This is a genomic window from Oscillatoria sp. CS-180 (assembly GCF_028330965.1).
In the GTDB taxonomy this organism is placed as follows: Bacteria; Cyanobacteriota; Cyanobacteriia; order Phormidesmidales; family Phormidesmidaceae; genus Halomicronema.
Genome location: NZ_JAQMUB010000011.1, coordinates 1 through 23,471, shown reverse-complemented (window position 1 = coordinate 23,471; position 23,471 = coordinate 1). Strand labels below are relative to the sequence as shown.

Annotated in this window: 29 protein-coding genes; 18 read left to right on the top strand and 11 right to left on the bottom strand. The window is 50.3% G+C overall.

Features of this window, described 5'->3' with window-relative positions; all coding sequences use genetic code 11:
• The first annotated feature begins 3 nt into the window (after positions 1–3).
• A complete protein-coding gene (locus tag PN498_RS01625; protein ID WP_272060929.1) occupies positions 4–300 on the top strand; it encodes a hypothetical protein in 297 nt (98 codons plus the stop codon).
• A gap of 42 nt (positions 301–342) precedes the next feature.
• Here PN498_RS01625 and PN498_RS01620 read toward each other — a convergent pair whose 3' ends face one another.
• The 6 genes from PN498_RS01620 to PN498_RS01595 form a co-directional block, all read right to left on the bottom strand.
• On the bottom strand, positions 343–2,955 hold the full coding sequence (locus tag PN498_RS01620; protein ID WP_272060928.1) for a DUF3536 domain-containing protein: 2,613 nt from the start codon (positions 2,953–2,955) through the stop codon (positions 343–345).
• 380 nt (positions 2,956–3,335) lie between these two features.
• The gene (locus tag PN498_RS01615; RefSeq protein ID WP_272060927.1) at positions 3,336–3,569 is read right to left on the bottom strand and encodes a hypothetical protein; all 234 of its coding nucleotides are present in this window, start codon (positions 3,567–3,569) and stop codon (positions 3,336–3,338) included.
• A gap of 25 nt (positions 3,570–3,594) precedes the next feature.
• Positions 3,595–3,927 (bottom strand): hypothetical protein, encoded by a 333-nt coding sequence (locus tag PN498_RS01610; protein WP_272060926.1) that lies wholly within the window; start codon positions 3,925–3,927, stop codon positions 3,595–3,597.
• Positions 3,928–4,106: 179 nt separating this feature from the next.
• A complete protein-coding gene (locus tag PN498_RS01605; RefSeq protein ID WP_272060925.1) occupies positions 4,107–4,697 on the bottom strand; it encodes a hypothetical protein in 591 nt (196 codons plus the stop codon).
• Between the two features lie 120 nt (positions 4,698–4,817).
• Positions 4,818–5,864 carry a DUF3326 domain-containing protein gene (locus tag PN498_RS01600; RefSeq protein WP_272060924.1) on the bottom strand — a complete coding sequence of 349 codons (1,047 nt, stop codon included), beginning with the start codon at positions 5,862–5,864 and terminating at the stop codon, positions 4,818–4,820.
• 116 nt (positions 5,865–5,980) lie between these two features.
• Positions 5,981–6,283, bottom strand: coding sequence for a hypothetical protein (locus tag PN498_RS01595; RefSeq protein ID WP_272060923.1), 303 nt, complete (start codon positions 6,281–6,283; stop codon positions 5,981–5,983).
• Positions 6,284–6,393: 110 nt separating this feature from the next.
• On the opposite strand from PN498_RS01595, the gene trpS reads away from it, so the two are divergent.
• From trpS to PN498_RS01575, 4 genes are all read left to right on the top strand, one after another.
• Positions 6,394–7,404, top strand: coding sequence for a tryptophan--tRNA ligase (gene trpS, locus PN498_RS01590; protein ID WP_272060922.1), 1,011 nt, complete (start codon positions 6,394–6,396; stop codon positions 7,402–7,404).
• Between the two features lie 47 nt (positions 7,405–7,451).
• On the top strand, positions 7,452–8,246 hold the full coding sequence (locus PN498_RS01585) for a Uma2 family endonuclease (protein WP_272060921.1): 795 nt from the start codon (positions 7,452–7,454) through the stop codon (positions 8,244–8,246).
• Between the two features lie 318 nt (positions 8,247–8,564).
• Positions 8,565–8,849 (top strand): hypothetical protein, encoded by a 285-nt coding sequence (locus tag PN498_RS01580; RefSeq protein ID WP_272060920.1) that lies wholly within the window; start codon positions 8,565–8,567, stop codon positions 8,847–8,849.
• Positions 8,850–9,058: 209 nt separating this feature from the next.
• Entirely contained in the window at positions 9,059–9,850 is a 792-nt protein-coding gene (locus tag PN498_RS01575) for a pentapeptide repeat-containing protein (RefSeq protein WP_272060919.1), read from the top strand.
• Positions 9,851–9,994: 144 nt separating this feature from the next.
• On the opposite strand, the gene PN498_RS01570 is transcribed toward PN498_RS01575, so the two are convergent.
• Positions 9,995–11,269 (bottom strand): NAD(P)/FAD-dependent oxidoreductase, encoded by a 1,275-nt coding sequence (locus PN498_RS01570; protein ID WP_272060918.1) that lies wholly within the window; start codon positions 11,267–11,269, stop codon positions 9,995–9,997.
• Between the two features lie 24 nt (positions 11,270–11,293).
• Positions 11,294–11,638: an ArsR/SmtB family transcription factor gene (locus PN498_RS01565; RefSeq protein ID WP_272060917.1), complete on the bottom strand. Its 345-nt coding sequence runs from the start codon at positions 11,636–11,638 to the stop codon at positions 11,294–11,296.
• Between the two features lie 102 nt (positions 11,639–11,740).
• Here PN498_RS01565 and PN498_RS01560 point away from each other — a divergent pair, with 102 nt between their 5' ends.
• From PN498_RS01560 to PN498_RS01500, 13 genes are all read left to right on the top strand, one after another.
• Positions 11,741–12,442, top strand: a complete 702-nt coding sequence (locus PN498_RS01560; RefSeq protein ID WP_272060916.1) for an MBL fold metallo-hydrolase — start codon at positions 11,741–11,743, stop codon at positions 12,440–12,442.
• Positions 12,443–12,504: 62 nt separating this feature from the next.
• Positions 12,505–13,062, top strand: coding sequence for a rhodanese-like domain-containing protein (locus PN498_RS01555; protein WP_272060915.1), 558 nt, complete (start codon positions 12,505–12,507; stop codon positions 13,060–13,062).
• Between the two features lie 13 nt (positions 13,063–13,075).
• Positions 13,076–13,981, top strand: coding sequence for a sulfite exporter TauE/SafE family protein (locus tag PN498_RS01550; protein WP_272060914.1), 906 nt, complete (start codon positions 13,076–13,078; stop codon positions 13,979–13,981).
• A 206-nt stretch (positions 13,982–14,187) separates the two neighbouring features.
• Entirely contained in the window at positions 14,188–14,721 is a 534-nt protein-coding gene (gene petC, locus PN498_RS01545) for a cytochrome b6-f complex iron-sulfur subunit (RefSeq protein WP_272060913.1), read from the top strand.
• A gap of 13 nt (positions 14,722–14,734) precedes the next feature.
• Complete coding sequence (locus PN498_RS01540) at positions 14,735–15,277, top strand: 4Fe-4S binding protein (RefSeq protein WP_272060912.1); 543 nt, start codon at positions 14,735–14,737, stop codon at positions 15,275–15,277.
• 123 nt (positions 15,278–15,400) lie between these two features.
• Positions 15,401–15,871, top strand: a complete 471-nt coding sequence (locus PN498_RS01535; RefSeq protein WP_272060911.1) for a hypothetical protein — start codon at positions 15,401–15,403, stop codon at positions 15,869–15,871.
• Between the two features lie 145 nt (positions 15,872–16,016).
• Positions 16,017–16,676, top strand: coding sequence for a cyclase family protein (locus PN498_RS01530; protein ID WP_272060910.1), 660 nt, complete (start codon positions 16,017–16,019; stop codon positions 16,674–16,676).
• A gap of 179 nt (positions 16,677–16,855) precedes the next feature.
• Positions 16,856–17,158, top strand: coding sequence for a hypothetical protein (locus PN498_RS01525; protein ID WP_272060909.1), 303 nt, complete (start codon positions 16,856–16,858; stop codon positions 17,156–17,158).
• Positions 17,159–17,261: 103 nt separating this feature from the next.
• Complete coding sequence (locus PN498_RS01520) at positions 17,262–17,891, top strand: LysE family translocator (protein ID WP_272060908.1); 630 nt, start codon at positions 17,262–17,264, stop codon at positions 17,889–17,891.
• A 75-nt stretch (positions 17,892–17,966) separates the two neighbouring features.
• Complete coding sequence (locus tag PN498_RS01515) at positions 17,967–19,190, top strand: ABC transporter permease (protein WP_272060907.1); 1,224 nt, start codon at positions 17,967–17,969, stop codon at positions 19,188–19,190.
• A 588-nt stretch (positions 19,191–19,778) separates the two neighbouring features.
• Complete coding sequence (locus PN498_RS01510; protein WP_272060906.1) at positions 19,779–20,237, top strand: ATP-binding protein; 459 nt, start codon at positions 19,779–19,781, stop codon at positions 20,235–20,237.
• A 53-nt stretch (positions 20,238–20,290) separates the two neighbouring features.
• The gene (locus PN498_RS01505; RefSeq protein ID WP_272060905.1) at positions 20,291–21,070 is read left to right on the top strand and encodes a TIGR00297 family protein; all 780 of its coding nucleotides are present in this window, start codon (positions 20,291–20,293) and stop codon (positions 21,068–21,070) included.
• A 39-nt stretch (positions 21,071–21,109) separates the two neighbouring features.
• Positions 21,110–21,826 carry an NnrU family protein gene (locus PN498_RS01500; RefSeq protein ID WP_272060904.1) on the top strand — a complete coding sequence of 239 codons (717 nt, stop codon included), beginning with the start codon at positions 21,110–21,112 and terminating at the stop codon, positions 21,824–21,826.
• A gap of 288 nt (positions 21,827–22,114) precedes the next feature.
• Here PN498_RS01500 and PN498_RS01495 read toward each other — a convergent pair whose 3' ends face one another.
• The 3 genes from PN498_RS01495 to PN498_RS01485 all read right to left on the bottom strand — a co-directional run bounded on the left by PN498_RS01495 (position 22,115) and on the right by PN498_RS01485 (position 23,259).
• Positions 22,115–22,621: a hypothetical protein gene (locus PN498_RS01495; RefSeq protein WP_272060903.1), complete on the bottom strand. Its 507-nt coding sequence runs from the start codon at positions 22,619–22,621 to the stop codon at positions 22,115–22,117.
• Between the two features lie 40 nt (positions 22,622–22,661).
• Positions 22,662–22,880 carry a hypothetical protein gene (locus tag PN498_RS01490; RefSeq protein ID WP_272060902.1) on the bottom strand — a complete coding sequence of 73 codons (219 nt, stop codon included), beginning with the start codon at positions 22,878–22,880 and terminating at the stop codon, positions 22,662–22,664.
• A 124-nt stretch (positions 22,881–23,004) separates the two neighbouring features.
• Entirely contained in the window at positions 23,005–23,259 is a 255-nt protein-coding gene (locus PN498_RS01485) for a MoaD/ThiS family protein (RefSeq protein ID WP_272060901.1), read from the bottom strand.
• Between the last annotated feature and the right edge of the window lie 212 nt (positions 23,260–23,471).

Sequence of the window (23,471 nt, the reverse complement as noted above, 5' to 3'; positions counted from 1 at the left end):
CCCATGTATTCACAGGTTTATTATTTGCTTCGGTCGAAACAGGATGGTCGGCATTTAGCGGCTCGGCCTGATGGGTCTGAAACAGAGAAAACATTTTTGCTCATGTTTTCAGCGGATTACGAGGCACTGTCGTATTTGAGCACCCATGCATCAGATTTGCGCGATCGCTTCTCAGTTGAATCGGTTCCGGCTTACCAAATTAAGGACTTGCTGAGTCGTTGGGGATTTTCAGGCGTTGGCCTAGTCAGCGATCCCATGCCTCCCAGAGTTGAATTTTTGCAGCGCGATCGTTTCCCTTAGCTGAGTAGGGTGCTACCGCTAGTTCGATACGTAAAGCGATCGCTACTGGATTTCCACCAGATGATGCAGGTCGGCGCCATGGACTAGCAGCGCATTGGGATCAATAGCTAAGTGCTGAGCCAATTTGAGTAATGCCTTCATCATTGCCTTGGCTGGCATAGGCTCTTGCTGACGCAAGAATGCCAGCCAATTATCCCTGTCATTCCAGTACAGTTCTTGATGGCGAACGAGAGAAATGCCGCCGAGGTTACGACCCAACTCAATTAGTCGCCTCAACCAATCCACATCGTCCAGAATATGTTCAGGACGAGGAGCATTAAGGAAGCGGCGCAGCGATCGCCAGATGACGCCCTCTAACATCCGCTGGCCTTCGGGCATACAGCAGTCGCAGTTAAATTGTTGAGCTTCGTGAGCGACTGACTCAAGCTCTGTCAGATAGACCGACCTTCGATGGAGAGGTCCCCCGTTGAGGTCGCTAGTCTCTTGCTCCAGCGCTCGCAGTCCTTCTAAAACGCGATGTCTGATTGCCACCTCTGCTGCTACCTGAAGCTCTTTAGGTACAGGTAATCCATCCCTTTGGAAAGCTTTGATTAACCCATGGTTGTTGCGATAGACCTGGCTGTAGAGCTGATCGAGTCGCTGCAAGGTTTCGCGGCTCAGCAGTTGCATAATGCGATGGCGTTCTTCAGTAAAAAGGGTCTGTAAGTTGTAGGCATGATTCCCAAAGACCTCATTTATCGCAAGAATGACCTGAGCTGAGCTAGCGCTGGTAAAAGCCGTCATCACAGTATCTTTAGCCCGTTGGTAGTCCAGACGACGGCGGAAGCTACGAACACAGCAATGGAAGTCCCAGCCGCCAAGATGCAGCATGGCAAAACTCAGATCAGAGCGATCGCCCGTCACGTCAGACGTGATCTGGAGCCGACCCACGGCAAGGGAGAGGGGACCCATCCGCTGGACCTGATAGTCATGCTGGTGAATGGTGTAGCAATAGAGCTGCTGTTCACGATGGTAGGGCGTGAAGAGAGAACTCATGGCATAGTGAGCCGCCACCTGCTCAAGGCTCACCTGAGAAGAGATCACCAATTGTCGATAAACGCCGGCAGCATTGCGAAACTGAGGGACATTGCTCAATCCCGGCTCTAGCTGTTCGACAAACTGCGATTCGAGTTCTACGCCAGCCACTTCCCCAGCAAGTTCAATCGCTCGGGCCGCGTATCGCAAAATCTGGGTGCCTTCAGGACGGGAAATTTCGTCAAAGAACCAGCCACAGCTGGTATACATCAGCAGAGCATGATGCTGCATTTCCAGTAGACGCAAGGCATCGACTTTTTCAGCAGGGGTCAGCTCGTGAGTCTGGTGTGCTTCTAGGAAGATTTCGCGGCTCTTTTCGGTGCGATCGCGAATCACGTGCACGTAAGCATCGCGAGCCATCCACGGATCTTTAAAGAAGTGAGCACCGTTTACTTCGAAAATATCGGCGAGTTCATCACGCAGCCAATTTAAAGCATCTCTTAGAGGACGACGCCATTTTTGATGCCACAGGCCGCCCCCGCCACAGCCACAGTCGTCCTGCCAGCGATCAACGCCGTGAGAACAACTCCAGGCGGTGACAGGTTTCAATACGGCTTCCCAAGTGGGTGGGTTGCACTTCAGATAGTAGGCAAAGTTAGTAACAGTCCACCCGCGATTCGGGAATTCCTTGGTGACTGCATAGGCCAGGGTTTTCTCTGCGCCACCTTTGTGGTGACCGAACGTTTCACCGTCTGTGGCAACCGCCAACATTTGAGAGAGGCGATGATCCCCACGCACAGCTTGCCCCACTCGTCCCGCAAAGTGCTGCGATGAATCCAAGACATCGTTGAAGCCCATATCTCTAGAGATAGGACCGTCATAGAAGAAAACGTCGATATAGCGCTGAGAACCATCTGGGTGAGCACTAGGCAGATAGCAGCGATAGGGGCGGGTGGGATCAATCTGACCACCTCCAACCTCATACCAATCCAGCTCTGGATGTTCTGGACTCGGGATCGGACGACATCGCTGTACCTGAGAGGGAGCCAAAATAGTAAACCGAAACCCTTCGTCTACCAGCGCTTCTAAAGTGGGATAGTCAACAGCAGTTTCGGCTAGCCAGATCCCTTCGGGAGCACGACCAAAGCGAGCGGCAAAGTCTGCCTTGCCCCAGCGAATCTGAGTGTGTTTATCGCGATCGTTCGCCAGCGGCATAATGATGTGGTTATAGACCTGGGCGATCGCATTGCCATGACCTGAGAAGCGATCGCAGCTTTCGCGATCAGCCTCCAGAATCCGGCGATAAGTTTCGGGATCATGGTGCTCTAACCAACTCATCAGCGTCGGGCCAATGTTGAAGCTGATGTGGGCAAAGTTGTTGACGATATCGATGACTTCGCCGTGCTCATTGAGGACCCGAGCATAAGCATTAGGTCGATAGCACTCGTGGTGAATGCGCTCATTCCAATCATGAAAGGGAGCTGCACCAGGCTGTGCCTCGATTGTTCCTAAATGAGGATTCTCGCGAGGTGGCTGATAGAAATGCCCATGAATACAGACACAAACCCCCGTCTTGTAGTGGGGATCAGCTTCGTGATGCTGAAGAAGTGACGGTTGGGAAATTGCGCTGGTTTCACTCATATATTTTTTAAGCCAGTGTCATGACTGGCACGGTACAACGGGATCAAAGACTTCTCAATCCAGCATCAAGAACATCTGATGTCGAGGAGCATTTCAGGAATGGGTGAAAAGAAGCAATAATCAGCGCTGCTTGAAAGCGCTCTTGGATCTAATCAGCAGATCGAAACTGCTGTCAACAAAATGCTTTAACGAATGGAAGTCTTCCTACAAAGCTTGAGGTCACTCATCCGAGACGGTAGCGAATAAAAACTTGAGTGCCATACACATTGAACTAATAACGGATCCCGCATCGGTTTCCACAGCACATTAACATTTCGAAATTGTTCTTTACAGGGATTCGCATCAAATTCGAATCATTTTTTTGTTCGGGTGTACGTCAGTTACCGTCGTCGCTCGATCGCCCTTTCGTAAGCCGGATCGTGCTCTGCAAAGCTCAACACGTCTACTCTTCTGGGAGCCGGAGAATCATAAATACGGTAAACCAAACGATACGCAATCCCGTTCCAGTCAATCTCCAAAGCACGGTAATTGGCTAGTTTTCCTTTGAGAGAGTGATTCGGAATATTTTTAGTCGTGATTGGATCAAGCGACAAAACACGCTGGTACTGAACCACGTCATTTCGAAGAACTGTAGGCAATTCAGGCAGATCTCTCTCCGTAACTTTCTGATGAAGTTTGACTTGGTACCTCTTCTTTATAGCCACGGGATTCTAACCAATTATTTAAGGCAATCTCGTCAATTTCTTCTCCTTCTTCAACCACAGTGATCCACTTTGTGGGATCACCACTGTCGCCCATCCGTTCGATAGCTCTTTCTTCAGCCGATTTTTTCTTCGCCTGCTGCTGCTTCCAAGCTAAATAGCTCACAAATTCCTGAATGGTATGCAACTCGTCTACACCCAGTCCGTGAAGCTGTTCAATAATTTCCTCTGTAATCTTTTCAGTCCCCGTGGGAGCTACGGTTTCAGACATGATGAGTTGACAATGAAGGTACTCTGTCAGTTTTGATGGTGGATTTGAGACTGGATAAATTGCAACGCCCTAGACATAATGCCAGAAAAGAAAGTTGGATTATTCCGTTTGCTTTGTTGTAGCACTACCTGACCCAAATCGCGCAGTCATGTAGACGGATCGTCACTGTTAATCAGCAACTATTGATCTGAGACTGTTGCCGTGGGATCAAGGCTGGACAATGCATCGGCCATGATGGGATGAACAGTTGGTCCCGTCAAGGTGAGTAAAGTATCCCCAGCTTCAGACAAAAACGAGATGTTCGAGATGGAAATTCCGTAGAGTTCATTTGTGTACTCATAGCGTAGGCCGGAACGTCCAGCAAATTCGACTGGAGTATATTCAGGGGTATAGTAATCCACCCAAGGGCGCTTGATACGAATAATGTCTGCCAGCTCTTCTTCTGGAGCGATCCCTGAGTGGACTTCTAGAGCAGCATAAAGAGGGATCTCACGATACTCGCCCGTTCGTATTAAGCACTGAATGAGATCAAAGCTGCCGGGATCATGAAAGGTAATATGCCCGTCAGTCCGTAACATCGAGCGATAGTTGCTTGGAATATTTAGCGCAAGATCGAAGGCATGAATGCGAAACTCTTTCAGCTCATCACTGGGCAGAATGGGGGCGACGGCTTGACAGGTGCGTGCGATCGCAGGAGCGGGACGTAACCCAGCAATTATTCCAATTCCCAAAAACCCTGCTCTAGCAATAAATCCCGCCCGTAATCCCATTTTGATCCAGCTTCTAGAATTTGACTTCGCTTCTGTCTAGATTATCTTACGAAGAAGACATCTCGAAGACGGGCAAGAACTCAAGGGGAGAAGGTTCAGGGGAGTGAGAGACGGCGTTCGCTAGGCAGATTTAAGCGGCAGAACTTTAGGTGCGATCGCTGCAGAGCTGATCCCTGCCTTATGAGCGGCCATAACTCCGATCGCTTCTAAGTAAGACCGGACTCGAATTGCTCCGATGCCAACCTGCTCAGGACTAACAGATAAAGCGGTGTCATTTTCTTCTACCGCAATAATCTGAGCTTGAGTACTGCTAAGGCTCAAAACGCCGCTACCACCACAAGCTGTAGCAGGGACGATCACGGCGTCAACCTGATCCCGCCACAACGCATTTGGGGATGATATTGGGTCAGTGATGAATTGGGGGGCACGGCTCAGTCCTGCCAGCACGCAGGGTAGGAAAGTATGTCCAATTTCCTCGGCTGCTGATTTGGGAGACAGGGCTGGATCAAGCGGTAGCGGCTGTAAGGCAGGCGCATGGGCACAGGGAACTTGAAAGGCACGTACCACGAGATGACTGATCACAGCCTCTGCGCCTGCTAAAGGATCAACCCCTTGACCTTGGCGATAGTTTTGTAGAGCTTCGGAGTCTTCATCATCGGGGAAGCGAACCACGACAGCGATCGCCTCCGCTCCAATACCCATCAATTTTTCAGCAGCCCTTAATAGGGTGCCAGAGTCGGAAACGGTGCCCCAGGATGATCCCGATACTGCCGTTTTTAGCGTGACGTTCACGGGCGCATCAGTCACAACATAATCAGTCATGGCTAAACCCAAGGTTGCCCGAGCCGCATCGGCGGCCTGAAGATGTCGATAGCGCAGATATTCTTCAATTCCAGCATCTAGGATCAGCCCGATGCGATTGCAATGAACCGGACGTAATCCCCATCGACCAGCCGCAAACTGATCCAAACCATAGCCTTCAACATAGAGGCCATTGGGTAAAGGCCAATAGAGCTGGGCGCCGTTCATCACGTTGGGGTGAGTGATGAGGGTATCGGCAACTTGAGCGATCGCCCGAGCAATGGGAAGAGCATCCCCAGCGTAACCCCCCATAGTTGCTGCCACGCCCGTAGGCACAATTAGGACGGCGGTGTAAGGAGAGCGCATAGAGATGGGGGCAATGGGATGGATTGGCAGGAGCGAGATATCTTTGTCATTCAGGTTTCTAGATCATTAATAGAATCTCTGAAAATATCTCGCTCTATAGGAGATCATGCGATCGCTTATTGTTCCTGCGTTAATCGCAAATAGTTTTGGCGCAGTTGAATATGGCTTTCGGTGATGCGCTCAGAAAGATGTTTTTCAACTTGGCACAGCTCTTGCCAAAAAGCCGCTGACCGTTGGGTCGTGACATACTCGCGCCAGAGTAACTGAAGCATAGTCGCAGTTTGCGGGTTCTCTGCCCTAACCGATTCGTAGAGGTCATTAAATGTGGTGTGAGCCTCACTATGATTTTGAGAGTCTTGGGCGAGGGCGATCGCAGTTTCCAAAGCGTGCACTGGGGACTGTACAGAGGTCTTATTCATGGGGCTTTTTAAAGTCTCAACAACAGAAAAACAGATTTGAAATCTCAGCTTATTTGAGAGCTTCCTATACAATACTTAAGCAGAGTATACAGATTGATAACCTCTTATTCATGGGCAAGAACCGTATTCTCTCCGGAATTCAACCGACCGGTAATTTACATTTGGGAAACTATTTGGGGGCGATCCGAAACTGGGTCAACCTGCAGGAGGAATACGACAGCTTCTTGTTTCTGGCAGACTTGCACGCGATCACAGTGCCGCACGATCCGGCAAAGCTAGCTGAGAATACCTACGAAGCCGCTGCCACCTACATTGCCTGTGGCATTGATCCCCAAAAATCTACTGTGTTTGTGCAGTCTCATATTTCTGCTCACAGCGAATTAGCTTGGTTGTTCAACTGCATAACCCCGCTGAACTGGTTAGAGCGGATGATTCAATTCAAAGAGAAAGCCGTCAAGCAGGGGGAGAACGTCACCGTAGGCTTGCTCGACTATCCCGTATTACAGGCTGCCGACATCTTGCTCTATGAACCCGATCGGGTGCCTGTGGGAGAAGATCAAAAACAGCACGTTGAATTAACTCGGGACATTGCCAATCGTCTCAACTTTCAATACGGCAGTGAGGAAAACCCAATTATCAAAGTGCCTGAACCGCTGATTCAAGCGGCTGGAGCTAGGGTTATGAGTTTGGCAGACGGCACTAAAAAGATGTCAAAGTCTGACCCCTCGGAGATGAGCCGAATCGATTTGGTTGATCCACCAGAGGTGATCCAGCGCAAAATTAAGCGCTGTAAGACTGATCCAGTGCGAGGTTTGGAATTCGACAATGCAGAGCGTCCGGAGTGTAATAATCTGCTAACGCTATATACGCTGCTGTCGGGACAGACGAAAGAAGCGGTGGCGACAGAGTGCGCTGATATGGGATGGGGGCAGTTCAAACCGCTGCTAACCGAGACGATGGTAGAGGCGCTCAAACCCATTCAGGATAAATTTCACGGATTGATGAGCGATCGTACCTATCTGGAATCCATCTTGCAGCAGGGACGGGAAAAGGCTGAGGCGATCGCGCTCATGACTTTGGAAAAAACCAAAACTGCTTTGGGCTACTCTAAACCGCTTTAGCTCGCTAGCATTGGAAATACACAGAAGGACCGCAAGCAGGATGAGCCATGACCTCTCAATTCAGCACTGCCCTCCACTATCCCGAATCTGACGGGCAGCCCATGACCGAAAGCGACCCAACCCGCGACTACTTGACCTACTGTGTTGAAGCGCTAAAACTTTTTTTCCAAAGCCGCAGCCAGGTTTATGTCTCCGGCAACCTGTTCATCTATTACGAGGAAGGCAATCCCCGCAAGGTCGTCTCACCCGATGTGTTTGTCGTCTTCGGGGTCATCAAGCGTCAGCGGCGAGTGTACAAAACCTGGGAAGAAGGGGGAAAAGTGCCCGCCTTCGTCCTCGAAATCACCTCGCGCACGACTCGCCGACAGGACGAAGACAGCAAGCCTCAACTCTATGCTCAGCTAGGCGTGCAGGAATACTTCCAGTACGACCCGACAGGAGACTATCTCGTTCCCCAACTCAAGGGGTTTACCTTGGTGGACGGTAGCTATGTTCCTATCCCGCTGGCAGAAAAACCGGACGGCAAGTTGATGATTCACAGCGCCGCACTGGATCTAGACTTCTGTCTGCCGCCACCCGATAGCACTGCTTTAACAGTGGTGGCTCAAGGTCAGATTCCTCGCCCGCTGCGATTGTTTGACCCTAAAACTGGCGAAAAACTAACTAACTATGCCGAATCGGTTGAAGCTCGCAACCAAGAACGCGATCGCGCCGAACAAGCCGAGCAAGCCCAGCGGGCAGCCGTTCCCAAACTTGCGGCCCTCGGTCTCAGCTCAGAGCAAATTGCAGACACCTTGGGTCTCACGATTGAGGCTGTCGAACAGCTGCTACCAACTGAGTAGGCTAATCACTTCTCACCTAATGCCGTTTTAATGCCGTTTTTGGAGCAATGGCGTCTCCATCCTTTCTATACGGTTGCCCTGGGGGATCAAATGAATTATCATCACCAACCATAGCTGCATCCGTGCAGCTTGCTGTCCCCGAACGTTTAGTCGGCGGCACTGGCAAGTGCAGCAACACAAACCAGCGCCTAACCCATAGACAGGAACAATCTGTCGTACGGGCTTTGCCTATTTTAGGTCGCCCCACCGAAGCGCTTCGTCTAAGGGCGACTGAATCTTCGGGGATTCCAACCCAAACCGATTCTTGGAGGAATCCTCGTGATTACCATTCAATACTTCTTGCCGTCTCATCACACTGAGGCGGCACCGCCGTCGCTGCCGAGTCATCCTACTCACCCCCAGCGACGACACAAACGCCTGCGCCTCTATCTCGTCGGCACCGAAGCAGACACCCAAAGTGCGATCGACCTGTTCCACCTGCGGAACTGCATCGAGCGCATCGAGTGGAGTCCGAAGATCGACGTACCGGAAAACGGTGTGCTGATTCGCCAAGACCCCGGTGACGTGTTGCGCTACTTGCAGCGAGACCGCTTGTTTGAGTAACCCAGATCCCAATCTCTGGTTTCTTCAGAAATGCCAGCAGAAACCAGAGATTGAGTTAGGAAAAGGAGAGGACTGGGCACCACTGTCTGGAAGCCCTTGAAAGAATCCTGTTTACTCTGGAGTGAATGGAGGGTTAAGCGTGCATAAAGATCAGAACGTTCTCCGGATTAGGGAAGCAATAATAGGCTCAGCATTGAGAAATCTCAAGTATGCAGGAACGATTCAAGCAGTGGCAGTCAAGGATAAGAATCAACAAGTGGTGGGTGATGGGAGCGATCTCCACTCCCATTCTTCTCTGGATGGTGTGGTGGCTTGGGTTACTCCCTAATCGCAGCCTTCAAACAGGTGGCGATCGCCTACTCCAGGCCAAAAAAGGAACCCTTGCTTATCCCCACAGTGAAACCCCCACCAGTGATCTGGGAATGACAGCGGTAGTTGCCGGTGGAATTTTCCTGCTGCTTAATTTTCGTATAGCCCAACAAAATTCAGAGACCGAAGCACTCATCGGTGCCGACTTCGGCGGTGCTAACCTTGGTGGTATCGACCTCAGCGGTGTTAACCTCAGCGGTGCTAACCTCAGCGGTGCCAATCTTTGCGGTGCCAATCTCAGCGGTGCGGGCCTCAGATATGCTGACCTGAGCGATGCCGACCTTAGACATGCCAACCTCAGCGGCGCTGATCTTAGATATGCCAACCTGAGCAGGGCCGATCTCAACTGCACCCTATTGAGCGATGCCAACCTGAGCGATGCTAATTTCAGCGGTGCCCTGCTATTTTTTATCAATTCACGAGAAGTTCTAAATCTTGAACCGCTTCAACTAGAGGCAAAACCTTCACCTTTCTTGTGTAATGTTGCCCTGCCGGCTTATTCCCAACAGCCTGATGTCGATCCCAATCGCGACTGCAATCTCATTCCTCAACTGTTGAGCACCCGCTATGATATTTCACTCGAAGAGGCTAAAGGGATAGTTGATGAAGCTCGTCAACATCGGTGGGACTAGTACACCACGGCAGAAATAGGCTCACCCTTCAAAACATTAGGAAAGCTTATCTGCCCTAGCTTTGAATTCTCAATGAATTCTCAATTTCAAATTTTGAATTCTGCGCAGCGGTACTCGCTCAGTTCAGATTCAACCCTGTAGGTTCTATTTCACCTGAATGCGTTCGGTGAGTGAGAGGCCGACCCCTCGCAGTCCCAATCGCTCAAACCAGGGAACAGCGCTACCGAAGCGCATTTTCATCAGAAAATATTTTTCAAAAGCGGTTTTCATCCAACTCACCCAGATTCCTCGAAGAGCCACAGAACGGCGACGTTTTTCAGTTTCAGGATGGGGCAAAACAGGATCGGCAAGGAAGAGAATTCCAGTATCGCCAAAGTCGGCAAAGCAAATGGCTTCCAAAGTTGGAGTTACGGGTTGACTAGACATTACCCCGAGTGCGATCGCGATATTGTGTGCGACGGCCATGCTCATTGCCTCGGTCATCTGACCAGTTTTAGGAACACCAACAGGCAAGGGGGTTTGCTCAGGGGGTTGAAGTTGCACAATCACTCCAACTGAGTAAATGGAGGGATAGTTAGGATGCTGATAGGTCGGTAACGTTGGCATGAATCCTTTGGAATCCGCTAGACCTGCAACTTCTCTCAAAAAACGAGCTCCACGAAACGGGGGTAGCAGCATGGAATATGCGAACGGAAGAGTACGACCATCGCCCAAGTGCAGACAATCTGGTTCGATCGCAGCGATCGCCCTATTCTCAATCACCGTAATATGGCGTTCTGTCATGAGGTTCGTAACTAGCTGGGCAGAGTTTGCCATACCGCCAATCCCCAGATGCCCTGCGTAGGGTTCCGGCGTTACAAACGTAATGGGGACGCGATCGCGCAGCCCTAATTTTCGTAAGTGCCGATCTGCTAACAGGGCAAATTCGTAAGCTGGTCCAAAACAACTGGCTCCAGGAACGGCTCCAACCACTAAGGGACCGGGTTGTTGTAAAAACTGTTGCCATGCAGCCTTTGCCATGTGGGCGTGATGGGCATTACAAACCGATTGGGTGTAACCTCCGTCAGGCCCCAAACCTGGGACCGCATCCAGCGCCAGTTCTGCACCCGGAGCAACAACTAGATAATCATAGGTAATGCGCCTTTCTCCCACCCAAACCAAGCGCCTGACAGGATCAAGCTGGTCGACCTCACCCTGCACCCAGCCAATCCGACGTGACGTCAAGTTCGGTTCCACCTGAATCTGAATCGATTCCAAAGACGTTACGCCTAGCGCAACCCAAGGCAATGACGGAATAAACGTAAAAGTAGGTGCCTTTGAAATCACAGTGACCTGATGTGGGTCGGGCAGGAGGTGACGAAGTTCATAGGCAGTCGGCAAACCACCCAATCCAGCACCAATGACAACAACATGAGCCATAGCGAACCTCTCGTAAATTGGCGATTATGGCTGACGCAGCTCCTCCAGAGACTGAAGTTGCTGTGACTGCTCCTGCAACCGAGTTTCCAGCCTGCCGCAGACGAGTTCACACAAATCAAAAATCAACGGATCAGCAAGGCCGTAATACACATTGACCCCTTGCGGCTGGCGGATCACAATGCCCGCCTGCGCCAAAATTTTGAGATGTTTTGAGACATTAGCTTGCCCCAAGCCGGTAATCTCCATAATTTCGGAGACATTTTTGCGATCAGATTTGAGAGCACACAAAACTTGAAGTCGACTTAGTTCCGACAACACTTTGAAATACTCCGCAACCTGGGCAAGGGCGGCAGTAGAAAGCTGAGACATGAAACTCCGTTACTCAAGAAAAGGATTCAATTTAATCTTACCTTCTCTTATTATATTACTATATAGTAGTATGATGATTAAATCAGTTCTGGAGAAGTAGCTATGCTGTTTCGACAACTCTTTGATCCGGTTACAAGTACTTACACTTACCTAGTAGCGGACCCACAAACTGCAGAGGCCATTTTGGTCGATCCAGTATTAGAGCAGGTAGAGCGGGATATGACCTTGCTCAGTCAATTGGGGTTGACCCTGCGCTATTGCTTAGAAACCCATATTCATGCCGATCACGTTACAGGGACATCGGAGCTACGGAAGCAGACAGGATGTGAAGGTGTGGTGCCACAACCCGCCCAGATAGCCTGTGCGGATCGGTTGATTGGCGATCGCGAGCGCCTACAGGTTGGGGTGGTGGACATTGAGGCGATCGCTACCCCAGGACACACCGACAGTCACATGGCGTATTTAATCAACGGCAGTCATCTGCTAACAGGGGATGCTCTGCTAATTCGTGGCTGCGGTCGTACAGACTTTCAAAGCGGCAACGCAGCGATCTTATTTGATTCGATTACACAACGGTTGTTTACCTTGCCCAATGACACACTGGTTTATCCAGGACATGACTATCAAGGACAAACCGTTTCCACGATTGGCGAAGAAAAGCGATGGAATGCCCGATTGGCGGGTCGAAGCCGAGAGGCATTTATGCAATTGATGAGTGAATTAAACTTGCCCGATCCTCAAAAGATCGCCGAAGCCGTGCCAACCAACCAACACTGCGGCAATGTTGCATCGCTGACGACTTAGATCCACTCCCTGAAGCGATCGCCTCGACCAGTCCAAATTAATGATTGTCCACTAAGGAATTCATGATGACTCAAATCCAAGCACGCATTGCTCAAACCATCGCTGCGCCCATGCTCAAGCGGTGGCTTGAGCAGAAATCAGTCCTGCTCATCGACGTTCGTGAACCTGTGGAATACGCCAATGAGCACATTCCTGGGGCTGTTTCTCGTCCGTTATCTAAATTAGATCCCAGTCAGATTAATCCCCAACCTGGACAACGCCTTGTCGTGTATTGTCAGTCGGGCAAACGGTCTGCTCGGGCAGGGACACAGCTCAGATCCGCAGGCACGATCAATGTGATGGAACTACAGTGTGGGCTATCCGCTTGGAAAGCTGAAGCATACCCACTCGAAAAAAGTCGCAATGCGCCCATCAGTTTGTTTCGCCAAGTGCAAATAACAGTAGGGTTGCTGGTTCTGTTAGGAACCATCTTGGGCGCTACAGTTTTACCTTGGGGCTTACTTCTCAGTGGTTTTATGGGAACGGGATTAGTTTTTGCCGGTGTCACCAATACCTGTGTGCTGGGAATGCTGCTTGCTCAGTTGCCCTATAACCGCAGCATCGGACAGCGCTGGTTGTAATTGAGGCGATACGATGCTGTACGCAGTGGGCCATCTCTTTGCGATCGCCATTGGCATGAGTCTCGGACTGTTAGGGAGTGGCGGCTCGGTTTTAGCGCTGCCAGTGTTGGTGTATATCATGGGCATTCCGCCCAAATCGGCGATCGCGATGACGCTGATCATCGTGGGTTTGGTGAGCTTAATTGGCGTGATGCCCCACTGGCGACAGGGCAATCTCAACGGCAAAATAGCAATCTCGTTCGGTTCTAGCACAATGCTAGGCGCCTATCTGGGAGCGCGGTTAGCGACTCAGCCCTGGATCACGACAACGTTTCAGATGGGGTTATTTGGCGTTGCCATGCTGTTGGCAGCTGGACTGATGATCCGCCGCACTGCAAAATCTGAACCGTCTCCTGACATCGTGCAGCACGAGGCGTTTTATCAGCCCCCCGTGTGCAAATATTGCTGGCTGTGGCTTATGACCGAAGGTCTCGGAGTGGGCGTTGTAACAGGTTTAGTCGGGGTAGGCGGCGGATTCGCCATTGTTCCTGCTCTGGTCTTACTCGGCAAAATTCCGATGAAACAAGCGATCGGAACCTCACTGCTGATTATTGCAGGCAACTCCATCGCGGGGTTGCTGGGCTATCTGGGGCAAATTGACCTGGATTGGCAGCTGACGGTTTCTTTTACTTTCGCCGCTAGTTTGGGAACAGGATTGGGGAACTACTTGGGACGGTTCATTTCGGCGCGTCAGCTACAAAAAGGATTTGGCTATTTCTTGCTCGCGATCGCCACCTTTGTGCTGATCAAAAACTATGCCCAATTCCGCTCTTTACCAACCTCTTCTGCTCCAACAACAAACAACCGGATAGGACTTGCACAGAACTTGACAGGTAGGGTTCACGCTAGCTCTGGAAGTCGATGCGTCCATTTGCGTTAGTCCTGACCTGATATAGACATAGCGGCATGCATTTGAGTCAAACTCACTCCATTCCCTGCGCCCTATTCCCCGCTCCCCCAGACCCTGAGATGTACTGAACCAAGAGCTGCACAGGGCTATAAGTCGCCCCAAAACTAGACTCAGCATAGTCGCAAGACCCACTTCAAAATCGCTCCCTGATCTCTAAAAACAGGAGGATCACAGACATGGAGACTAATCTTTCTCTTGATAATTCTGATTTGAATCGACGGCAGTTTCTTAACTTTTTGACGGGGACAGCAGTTGCCGTCACAACTGGCTCAGCCGTTTACCCTGCGGTCAAATCCTTGATGCCTATTCCCAAAACTGGAAAGGGGGGCGCAATCCTGGCTAAGGATCAGTTGAGTCATCCAATTCCTGTCTCTCAACTGTTGGCCAACCCTCCTGGAAGTCGCGCGTTGGTTGCTGGGTTAGCAGGTGAACCCACTTATCTGACCGTTACGGAAACCGACACATTAGATGCGATCGGCATCGTAGACAACTGCACGCATCTAGGGTGTACGTTTCCTTGGAACGATGGTGAACAACAGTTTCAATGCCCGTGTCATGGTTCTCGTTTTGCCCCTGATGGTTCCGTAGTACGAGGTCCAGCAGATCGTCCACTCAAGCTCGTTCATGTTTTGGTCGAAGGAGAAGCTATCTGGATTTCGCCCTGGACAGAGCTTGATCCACGAACGGGGAAACAACCTTGGTGGCGGTAGGAGGATAGGAGAAATGACTAGGAAATCCAAAGTTAAGCGATCGCAGCGGATCATGATTTGGCTCTACCCATTGATTGCGATCGGCGGCTTGTTCTATCCATTTTTGGGATACGTGATGTTGGCCATGATGGTCTTTCTCGTCATCTATTCCTACTTCAAAGCTCGGTATTGGTGCGGCAATCTCTGTCCCAGAGGAGCCTTTTTAGACATCGTGATGCCTTACCTGACGCTTGATCGTTCCTATCCTCGACTACTAACCCGTAAATGGTTCAGGTGGAGCGTGTTGGGGTTTTTCATGAGTGTGTTCATTGCTCGCATAATGGCAACCGGCGGCAATCCCGTTGCGATCGGTGGCGTGTTCATCAGTATGTGTGTGGTGACTAGCTTGATTGCCATTCCATTGGGTATTGCCACTCGCCCCAGAGCATGGTGCGCCTTCTGCCCGATGGGAACATTACAAGAAACATTAGGCAAAGTAGGACGGCGCCACGCAAAAGCACATCGCAAGGCAGTTCGATTACCTAGCAGCTCTGATAGGAACTCTCCCAAATCTTGAGTCAAGCCGCTTTAGAGACACCACCAATCGAACAAACTATCAAGAGCGAACAACCTCATCGGGCGAATTGAGTGCTTCAATGAGAGAGCTTCCTTCCATTGTGAAGAAACGAATACTCTCCTGATGACTTTTTCTTCTCGCTTCACGGCTACTGAGCGATTGACCTCCTTAAAAGCTGCTGCCCTCGGCGGACTGTGTGCTGGGTCAGTCAGTCTAATGCTGCTAGGTCTGCATCGAGTATGGGTATTTGGATTCACGCTAATTTCACTGGATCTTCTAGCCGGTATGGCAAATCTGACCTTGCTGGTGAATGCTGCGATCGCAACCCTGTCTGGAGCGCTATTTGCCCTAACCTATCGCTATGCCGTCCGCCAAGATAACAATGTGCAACTCAATGCAGGGGTTGTGTTGGCCTTCACGTTGGTGAGGGGCTTAGCTCAAGTCGATGCCGGATCCGCGATCGCTCAAAATTTCTGGCCTTTTTTATCGGCTTGCGGCGAGAGCTTTGCCATATTCGGGTTAACGGCGCTGCTCCTCACCTTTGCCACCCAACGTCACTGGCTAACTCCTTTTGGACAAGACAAGACCCCTTAAGATCGTTGAGGGATCTCCATCAAAGAATTGACCGCTGCTGTGGTGTCATTAGCGCAGTGTAAGGCACCACAGCTGGGTATTTTTTTGTTTTCAGAAATCTCCTTAACGACCCTAAGATCAATCTATTGATGTGGAAATAATCGATATGGTCACTTTAATTGATGTGAGTCACACCGTAGAAGACGGGATGATTACATACAAAGGGCTACCCGCCCCCATTATTTGTGATTTTTTGAGTCGAGAAGCCTCCAAGTTACATTATGCCGAGGGGACAACGTTTCACATTGGCAAGATTGAGATGGTGGCAAACACTGGAACATATATTGATGCCCCATTTCATCGGTATGCTGATGGGAAAGATCTTTCCCAATTAGCGCTGGAATCAGTAGCCCAATTGGACGCTGTGATAGTCCGAGTCAATCCCGAGCAGCGTCCAATTGGTATTGAGTTGTTTTCTAGTCTGGAGGTGGAAGGGCAAGCTGTACTGATTCAGACTGGTTGGGATCGCCACTGGAGAACAGATCAGTATTTCGAAAATCACCCGTATTTAACCGCCGAAGCAGCCGAGTGGTTAAAGCAATCTGGTGCGGCGTTAGTTGGAATTGACTCGTTGAATATTGACGATACAACGAGTGGAGCACGGCCTGTACACTCAACGTTGTTGGGGGCTGATATCCCAATCGTTGAGCACTTATGCAATTTGGAAAAAATACCCAATAAGCCCTTTAAATTCAGTGCTGTACCGGTCAAAGTTAAAAATTTCGGGACGTTTCCAGTCAGAGCGTACGTAATAGTTGAAATGTGAAAGCGAAGTGCCCAAAAACTGGTCTCTATATTATGTCGCCCATAGATCATGGCCACGATAAGGATAAGCTTCAGTCTGCCTTAAAAGAGCTAAAACGACTATGGGGTTGGAACAGTCATTATTGGTTTCCACTAGAGCCAGCTTCGCGAAATGACCTGCTGGCTTTTGACTGCAATCTAATGGAAGCAGAACTGCCAGAAGAAGAGTTTCAAGACTTCATCACAGAATTTTATCAAGCAGGGGGCGTATACGTTTTTCCAGAGCATGATGAGGCTTGGATTGAATCTCCGCCAATGGGATTTGGTTACTGGCATTCCGAACTTTGCATCACAGATTTCAAGTTGAGAACTATTGTGTATTGGTCCCATGAAGGAACTGTAACCCTTGGTGGGAAGCGATTGATTAACGCTTTCAAAAAAACTTTTCCAGTCTATGAAAAAATAGTCTGTAGCTGGGGATATCAAAGACTTGATCAGTCATAAAAGCTAATGCGCTGTAGCGGCTTACTTCACAACCGTTGGGTCATATGCATAAGCTCTATCTACAATCCATTTCCTTATCCAACCTGAGTAAACATGGAGCAATATGCCTGATCTAATCACTTTTGGTGTGTTCTTGAGTGCCGCGATCGCCCTTGCGATTACCCCCGGCCCTGGTATTCTCTACGTCATGACTCGCAGCTTGAGGGGTGGGCGACAAGAAGGCATCGCTTCAGCTCTAGGGACTTCAGCGGGAGGACTGTTCCACGTTGTCGCTGCCGCTCTGGGCATTTCAATTGTGCTGGCAGCCTCTGCGATCGCTTTTGCCATAGTGAAATACCTGGGCGCAGCCTATCTGATTTATCTGGGCGTCAAAACGCTTCTTGGGCAAGACAGTTCTACCCAGGTCGGTAGCTTTCAAAAAACCGGACACAACCGTGCTTTCTTTCAGGGCGTTGTTGTTGAAGTGCTTAATCCGAAAACAGCGTTGTTTTTTCTGGCCTTCATTCCACAATTCATTAACCCGGACGGCATTATCTTTGTCCAGTTCCTACTGCTTGGCACAATCTCGGTTCTGCTGAACACCGCTGTCGACTTCATTGTGATCCTTTTGGCAGGCCCGATCGGTCAGCTGTTACACAATAGCCCTCGGCTTCGGGCTACCCAGCGATACGCTACGGGCACTGGACTGATCGCCCTAGGAGGCTATGTGGCCTTAACGGGTGAGCAAGAGTAAACCCCATCGGTCGACCACCAAATCTCGTCGTTTGTGCTTTCCTAGAGACAGTGCCCTTATGGTGAAGTGAGTTAAATGCACCTTGGTGAGAGCTTACAAATGGCTGTCAAAACCCTGACGGCTAATAAACTCCGTAGCAGTCTGACAATGCTGGGAATTGTCATCGGCAACGCTTCAGTCATCGCAATGGTGGGCATTGGCGAAGCAGCACAACGCTACATCGATGACCAATTACAGGCTCTGGGACCAAACGTCTTGTTTATTGCTCCTGGCAATCGAGAAACCCGAGAGCTCGGTAGTATCGACATCCCAAGAACGCTGGTTGTCTCTGATGCCGAGGCGATTCAAGAGCAAGTGCCCACTGTGGCCGGAGTCACGCCAGAGTTCAGTTCACGAAATTTGGTAACGTACCGGAACCGGAACACGAATACAAGCGTTGTTGGTACCAACGAGCAGTTTCTGCAAGTTCGCAGCTTCGAGATTGATTACGGACGCTTTATTTCTGAACTAGATTTAGAACGCCGACGTCAGGTCGTCGTCGTCGGGGCAACCCTGGCTGAGCGTTTGTTTGACGACGCCTCGCCGATTGGAGAATCTATCCGTATCAAGGGAACTAGCTTCGAAGTGATCGGCGTCATGGAGAGAAAGGGGTCTAATTTAGGTCTGGATTACGATGACGCCGTGCTGGTCCCCATCACCACGCAGGCTAGTCGTTTGGTCGGTAGACGACAGTCACCTTACGGTATCGAGGTCTCTTTCATCTCGGTCTCGACCTACGACCGAGAAAGTATGAGTACTGCGGAGTTTCAGATTGCTAATCTGCTGCGCTTGCGACACAACATTCGAGGCGAAGATGACTTTTTCATTCAAAGTCAAGACACCTTGCTGAACATTGCAGGAACCATTACGGGTGCTTTAACAGTGATGCTGGCAACGATCGCAGGCATTTCTTTGCTCGTTGGCGGCATTGGCATTATGAATATTATGCTGGTCTCCGTCAGGGAACGGACACAGGAGATTGGCCTCAGAAAAGCGATCGGAGCGGCTCAGCAAGACATTCTGATGCAGTTTCTGATCGAAGCGATCATCCTTTCCATTGCAGGCGGCTTAGTCGGTACTGGATTAGGCATCAGCGGCATTGTCCTGATCAGTGTCTTGACGCCGTTTGAAGCTGGTGTTTCTGCTGTCGCGATCGCAGTGACGGTTGGGGTTTCCGGGGGCATCGGGCTGTTTTTCGGTGTATTTCCAGCGCGTCAGGCAGCGAAGTTGGACCCGATTGTGGCCCTGAGAAGTGCTTGATTAGCTTGCGCATGCCTGACGAGCAACCAATCAATAGGATGCAGATGCTATGGCACAGCAACGGAGTACCGCAGAAATCTTTATTACGAAGCATTTGTAAGCATATTCAAATGCAATTAAAGATTCCTGCTTTCCTAACACTGTCTTGAGCAGCGGCGATCGCGATTGGGAATGCTTGATAGAGACACCCTATCACCATGACCGCTTAGTCTAAACAGGGCTACTCACGCAAATGTCTACAGGTAGAGCGGACAACGTCCACCTTACGCTAGCTACAACAATCGAATAAATCCTTTGTGTCAGTCCTATTGATAGAGCTTTAACCATCTAGGCTTGTGTATCCCACAGCACTCGGTGCCTAGCGCATCGCCAGATAGCTCGCCGTCTTGTCCTTATGGAACGAGTAACGGTTATACCTTTTGCGATAGACGTTGATGCGGGATTAATTATTCATCAAAAAAAAGCGAGATTTGCCCGATTTGGGTTCTCTACCGTTGAAAGTATTTGAAGTAGAAAATCTGTTGGATGGGTTTGCAACTCACAACAGATGTCATGTGAAAGATTTGGGCCTTATCGGTTGTTAGATCCTTGAGCATCCTAAAGCAAAGCACTTATAAGACTGAAACGGACCCAAAAGCTTTAAAGGGCGTTTTATCTTGGTTTGATGACTTTCACGAATTGCCAATTCCTCAAGAAGATTGGCTTCAATGTCAGCTTGCGCTGATTGAAGGGTTCACAAACGCTGTCCGCCATGCTCACCAAGAACTTCCTCCTGAAACCCCTATCCTCATTGAGGTCACCGTCACCGAAGACTACCTAGACATGAAAATTCTGGATCAGGGTCCAGGATTTGATTTGCGCGCTACGCTGGAGCAAAAACTCGAAACGACAACGTCTGAATCCGAAGGCGGACGAGGTCTCCGCATCATGTATCGAGTCGCTGACCTAGTTGAGTACACTTCAAGCGCTGACAACCAGAACTGTTTGCACATTCGTAAGCGCTTTGCCGAACGGTCTATATCGACGCCGCCCATTGACGCTTCTTAGCATAAGCTCCATGCTGAAGGGTAGATGCGCTACTGAAATCTGGAGACCGTTCCATGCCTTTCGTGCTAATGCCCTGGCTGGTTGCCCTTGCGCTTAATACAGCACTGCTCGCGATCGCCTGGTTACTGCCCAAAAAGCTCCTCACACCTGCAGGCTATTGTCATGCTTGGATATTGGGCGTGCTCGTTTGGGGCTGTTTAGGCTGGCGCGGATACACCGTGGTGATGGTGTATTTCTTGGTGGGTTCAGTCGTCACTCGCATTGGCAAAGCTGAGAAAGAGGCAGCAGGTATTGCAGAAAAACGATCCGGTGTCAGAGGCCCAGAAAATGTATGGGGGTCAGCTTTAACTGCAACCCTGTGTGCCTTGGGCGTAGCACTGATTAACTACAACGTCTTGCCAAATATCTCCGCTATTTGGATGACTTTGCTGAGTCTAGGATATGTCGCCAGCTTTGCTACCAAGCTTTCAGATACGACCGCAAGTGAAGTTGGTAAAGCCTATGGCAAGCGAACCTTCTTAATCACAACGCTACAGCCTGTCCCTGCCGGAACAGAAGGTGCGGTTAGTTTAGAGGGAACCTTAGCGGGTCTGCTGGGTTCGATTGTAATTGCGGCAGTCGGCTGGTCTACAGGACTCATTACGCTGATAGGCGTGCTGCTATGTTTAGTTGCAGCCTTCATTGCGACCAACTTGGAAAGTGTTATTGGTGCTGCCTTTCAAGATAATCTGCCCTGGTTGACCAATGAACTGGTCAACATCATCAACACGACGATTGGCGCGATCGCAGCTATTCTTCTAGGGTTAGTTTTCATGACAACCCTGGATTTTTGATATCGTTGCAAGTACGCAGTTCGGACGCTTTTAGTACTTATGACATTGTGGTCTTGGTTATCGCCCAGTCATGGCATCATGCTGGCGCTTTTGGTTGGCTTTGCGATCGCTCACAGTGGTTTGGCAGCCCTTCGTCCTAAAGGCGAAAAAATCATTGGTGCTAGGGCTTATCGAGTTTTGTTTGCCCTAGTCAGCATTCCCGCAGCCAGCGTTTTGATCATTTACTTCATCAACCACCGCTACGATGGTCTCCGGCTTTGGAATGTTCAGGGCGTCCCCGGCATGTTTGAGGCGGTCTGGATTGTCTCAGTCATCTCCTTCTTCTTTCTCTATCCGGCAACTTTCAACCTCTTAGAGGTTGCCGCCATCGAAAAGCCTCAGGTTCATCTGTACGAGACGGGCATCATTCGCATCACGCGCCATCCTCAAATGGTAGGGCAAGTCATCTGGTGTATCGCGCACACCCTGTGGTTAGGCACAACGTTCATGGTGGTAACGTCCGCTGGCCTGATTGCCCATCACCTGTTTGCGGTCTGGCATGGCGATCGTCGCTGGCAGGCCCGCTATGGCTCGGCCTTCGAAGCTGTAAAGGAAAGAACCTCCGTCATTCCCTTTCTGGCCGTGTGGCAGGGCAAGCAGCAGATCAAGTGGCAAGAATTCCTACGTCCGTCCTACCTAGGCATTACCCTCTTCGTTCTGGGGTTTTGGTGGGTGCATCCCAAACTCATTCAAGCCACACAGCAGCTTGGATGGTAGCCACATGAGAGAACTACGATTTAGTAGCAGCGGTAAAGATGGACGAATCAGCAGCCTCACACCAATGACAAGTGGTGTGATCGCAGCGCCTGGTCAAACATTAGCGCCGAAGCCGCAACGTGTAATGGCAGCATGCACAGCAAATGACCCACTAGTACCACTACGCGGAATTCAAAACTCAAAACTCAAAGTTAAAAACTAAGGCAGATGGGCTTTCCCAATGTTTTGAAGGATGAGCCTATTTCTGCCGTAGTGTCCTAGACACCGCTACCGCCTCCCAAGCATTGGCTAGTCCACCTCCAAATTGAGACTGTAGTCCAGCTGTCCCATACCCGCAGACTGCTGACTGATGGAAATACCGGGTCCTTCGAACTGTAACTTGATGACAGCGTTTCCAGGACGATATGTTCCGGTTAATTCTATTGTTGTGGCCCCATCATCCGCGATGTAAGGAGCCACATCCAGGGTGGTCGTTCCTGTTGAGAGAGACAGAACACTTTCGTCATTGATCACAATCTGCCCATCTAATGCAGCTGACGTTTCGATAGTCAATTCGTGGGGCAGCGATAAATCAGCCGAGTCCAATGTGATGGTGTTAGTTTGTCTTTGAGAGGATTGCACGATCGCGAGCTTCGAGTCGTTGTCACCTAAAAAGTTGTTGGGCAAATCTGACTTGAGCGCATCCGTCCAGCTTATTTGCTTCAGGAAAGGGACGTGAGCAATGGATGACGGCATCACCGTCATCTGCAATCCCACCACAACACCGATAGCTAATAACCAGCGCTGACGATCCATTACCCACCTCCTCAAAATCGACTTAGAGAGACATACCTGCTCAAGGGCGTAAGCGCTCCGCAGGATTGTAAACGTCAACCTGGACCTCGACAGGAACAGCGACCGTAGGGCCTGTCGGACGAGATTCAGGTGCACCGCCTTCAATACGATGACGGCTTTGTCGCTCTTGGCGAACGTGGCCTGTACCACCTACCTGGAGTTGACGACTGGTACTGACGCTGGTGTTCCCGACGCAGGAATCTTCCGTTTCAATTTCCACATCGTTGACCTGCTCAGTGGGGCGTCGAGATCCTGTTACGGCAGTTTGAATCGCGACATCAGCAAAAACAGTGGGCCGTTGTGGGTTTTGCCCCTTTTAGTTCTCACCGTATTGAGAGACGGAACTATCCCCCGCTGACCGGTGGAATCAGGACGACCTCATCGCCTGTTTCTAGCGGGCTGTCCGCTTCCACAAACTGGAAATTGACGCCAAACCGAGTCAAGTCGCGCCACTGTTCTAGCTCTGGTTTGTCTGCCAGTAGGCGATCGCGCACTGAGGCAACCGTCGCCCCCTCAGGCAAATCCAACGTCATCTCCGGCATACCATAAGCCTCTTGATACGCCGCAAAGAGTTTGACAGTGACAGTAACAGTGGTCATGAACGGGGATGAGTAGACAAACGATAAAATAATCTGCTGACAAGGCGAAGTACTCTGCTCACAAATTACCTTGCGATTTCAAAGTTTGACCCAAGGGCGTCATCACCAAAACAGGATGCAAACGCCGTAGGTAACACCCCACCCATGCGCAACGATACACCATACAGCAAATCCGTCCGTACAAAACAGGCCTTCGCGCCATTGTGCTATTG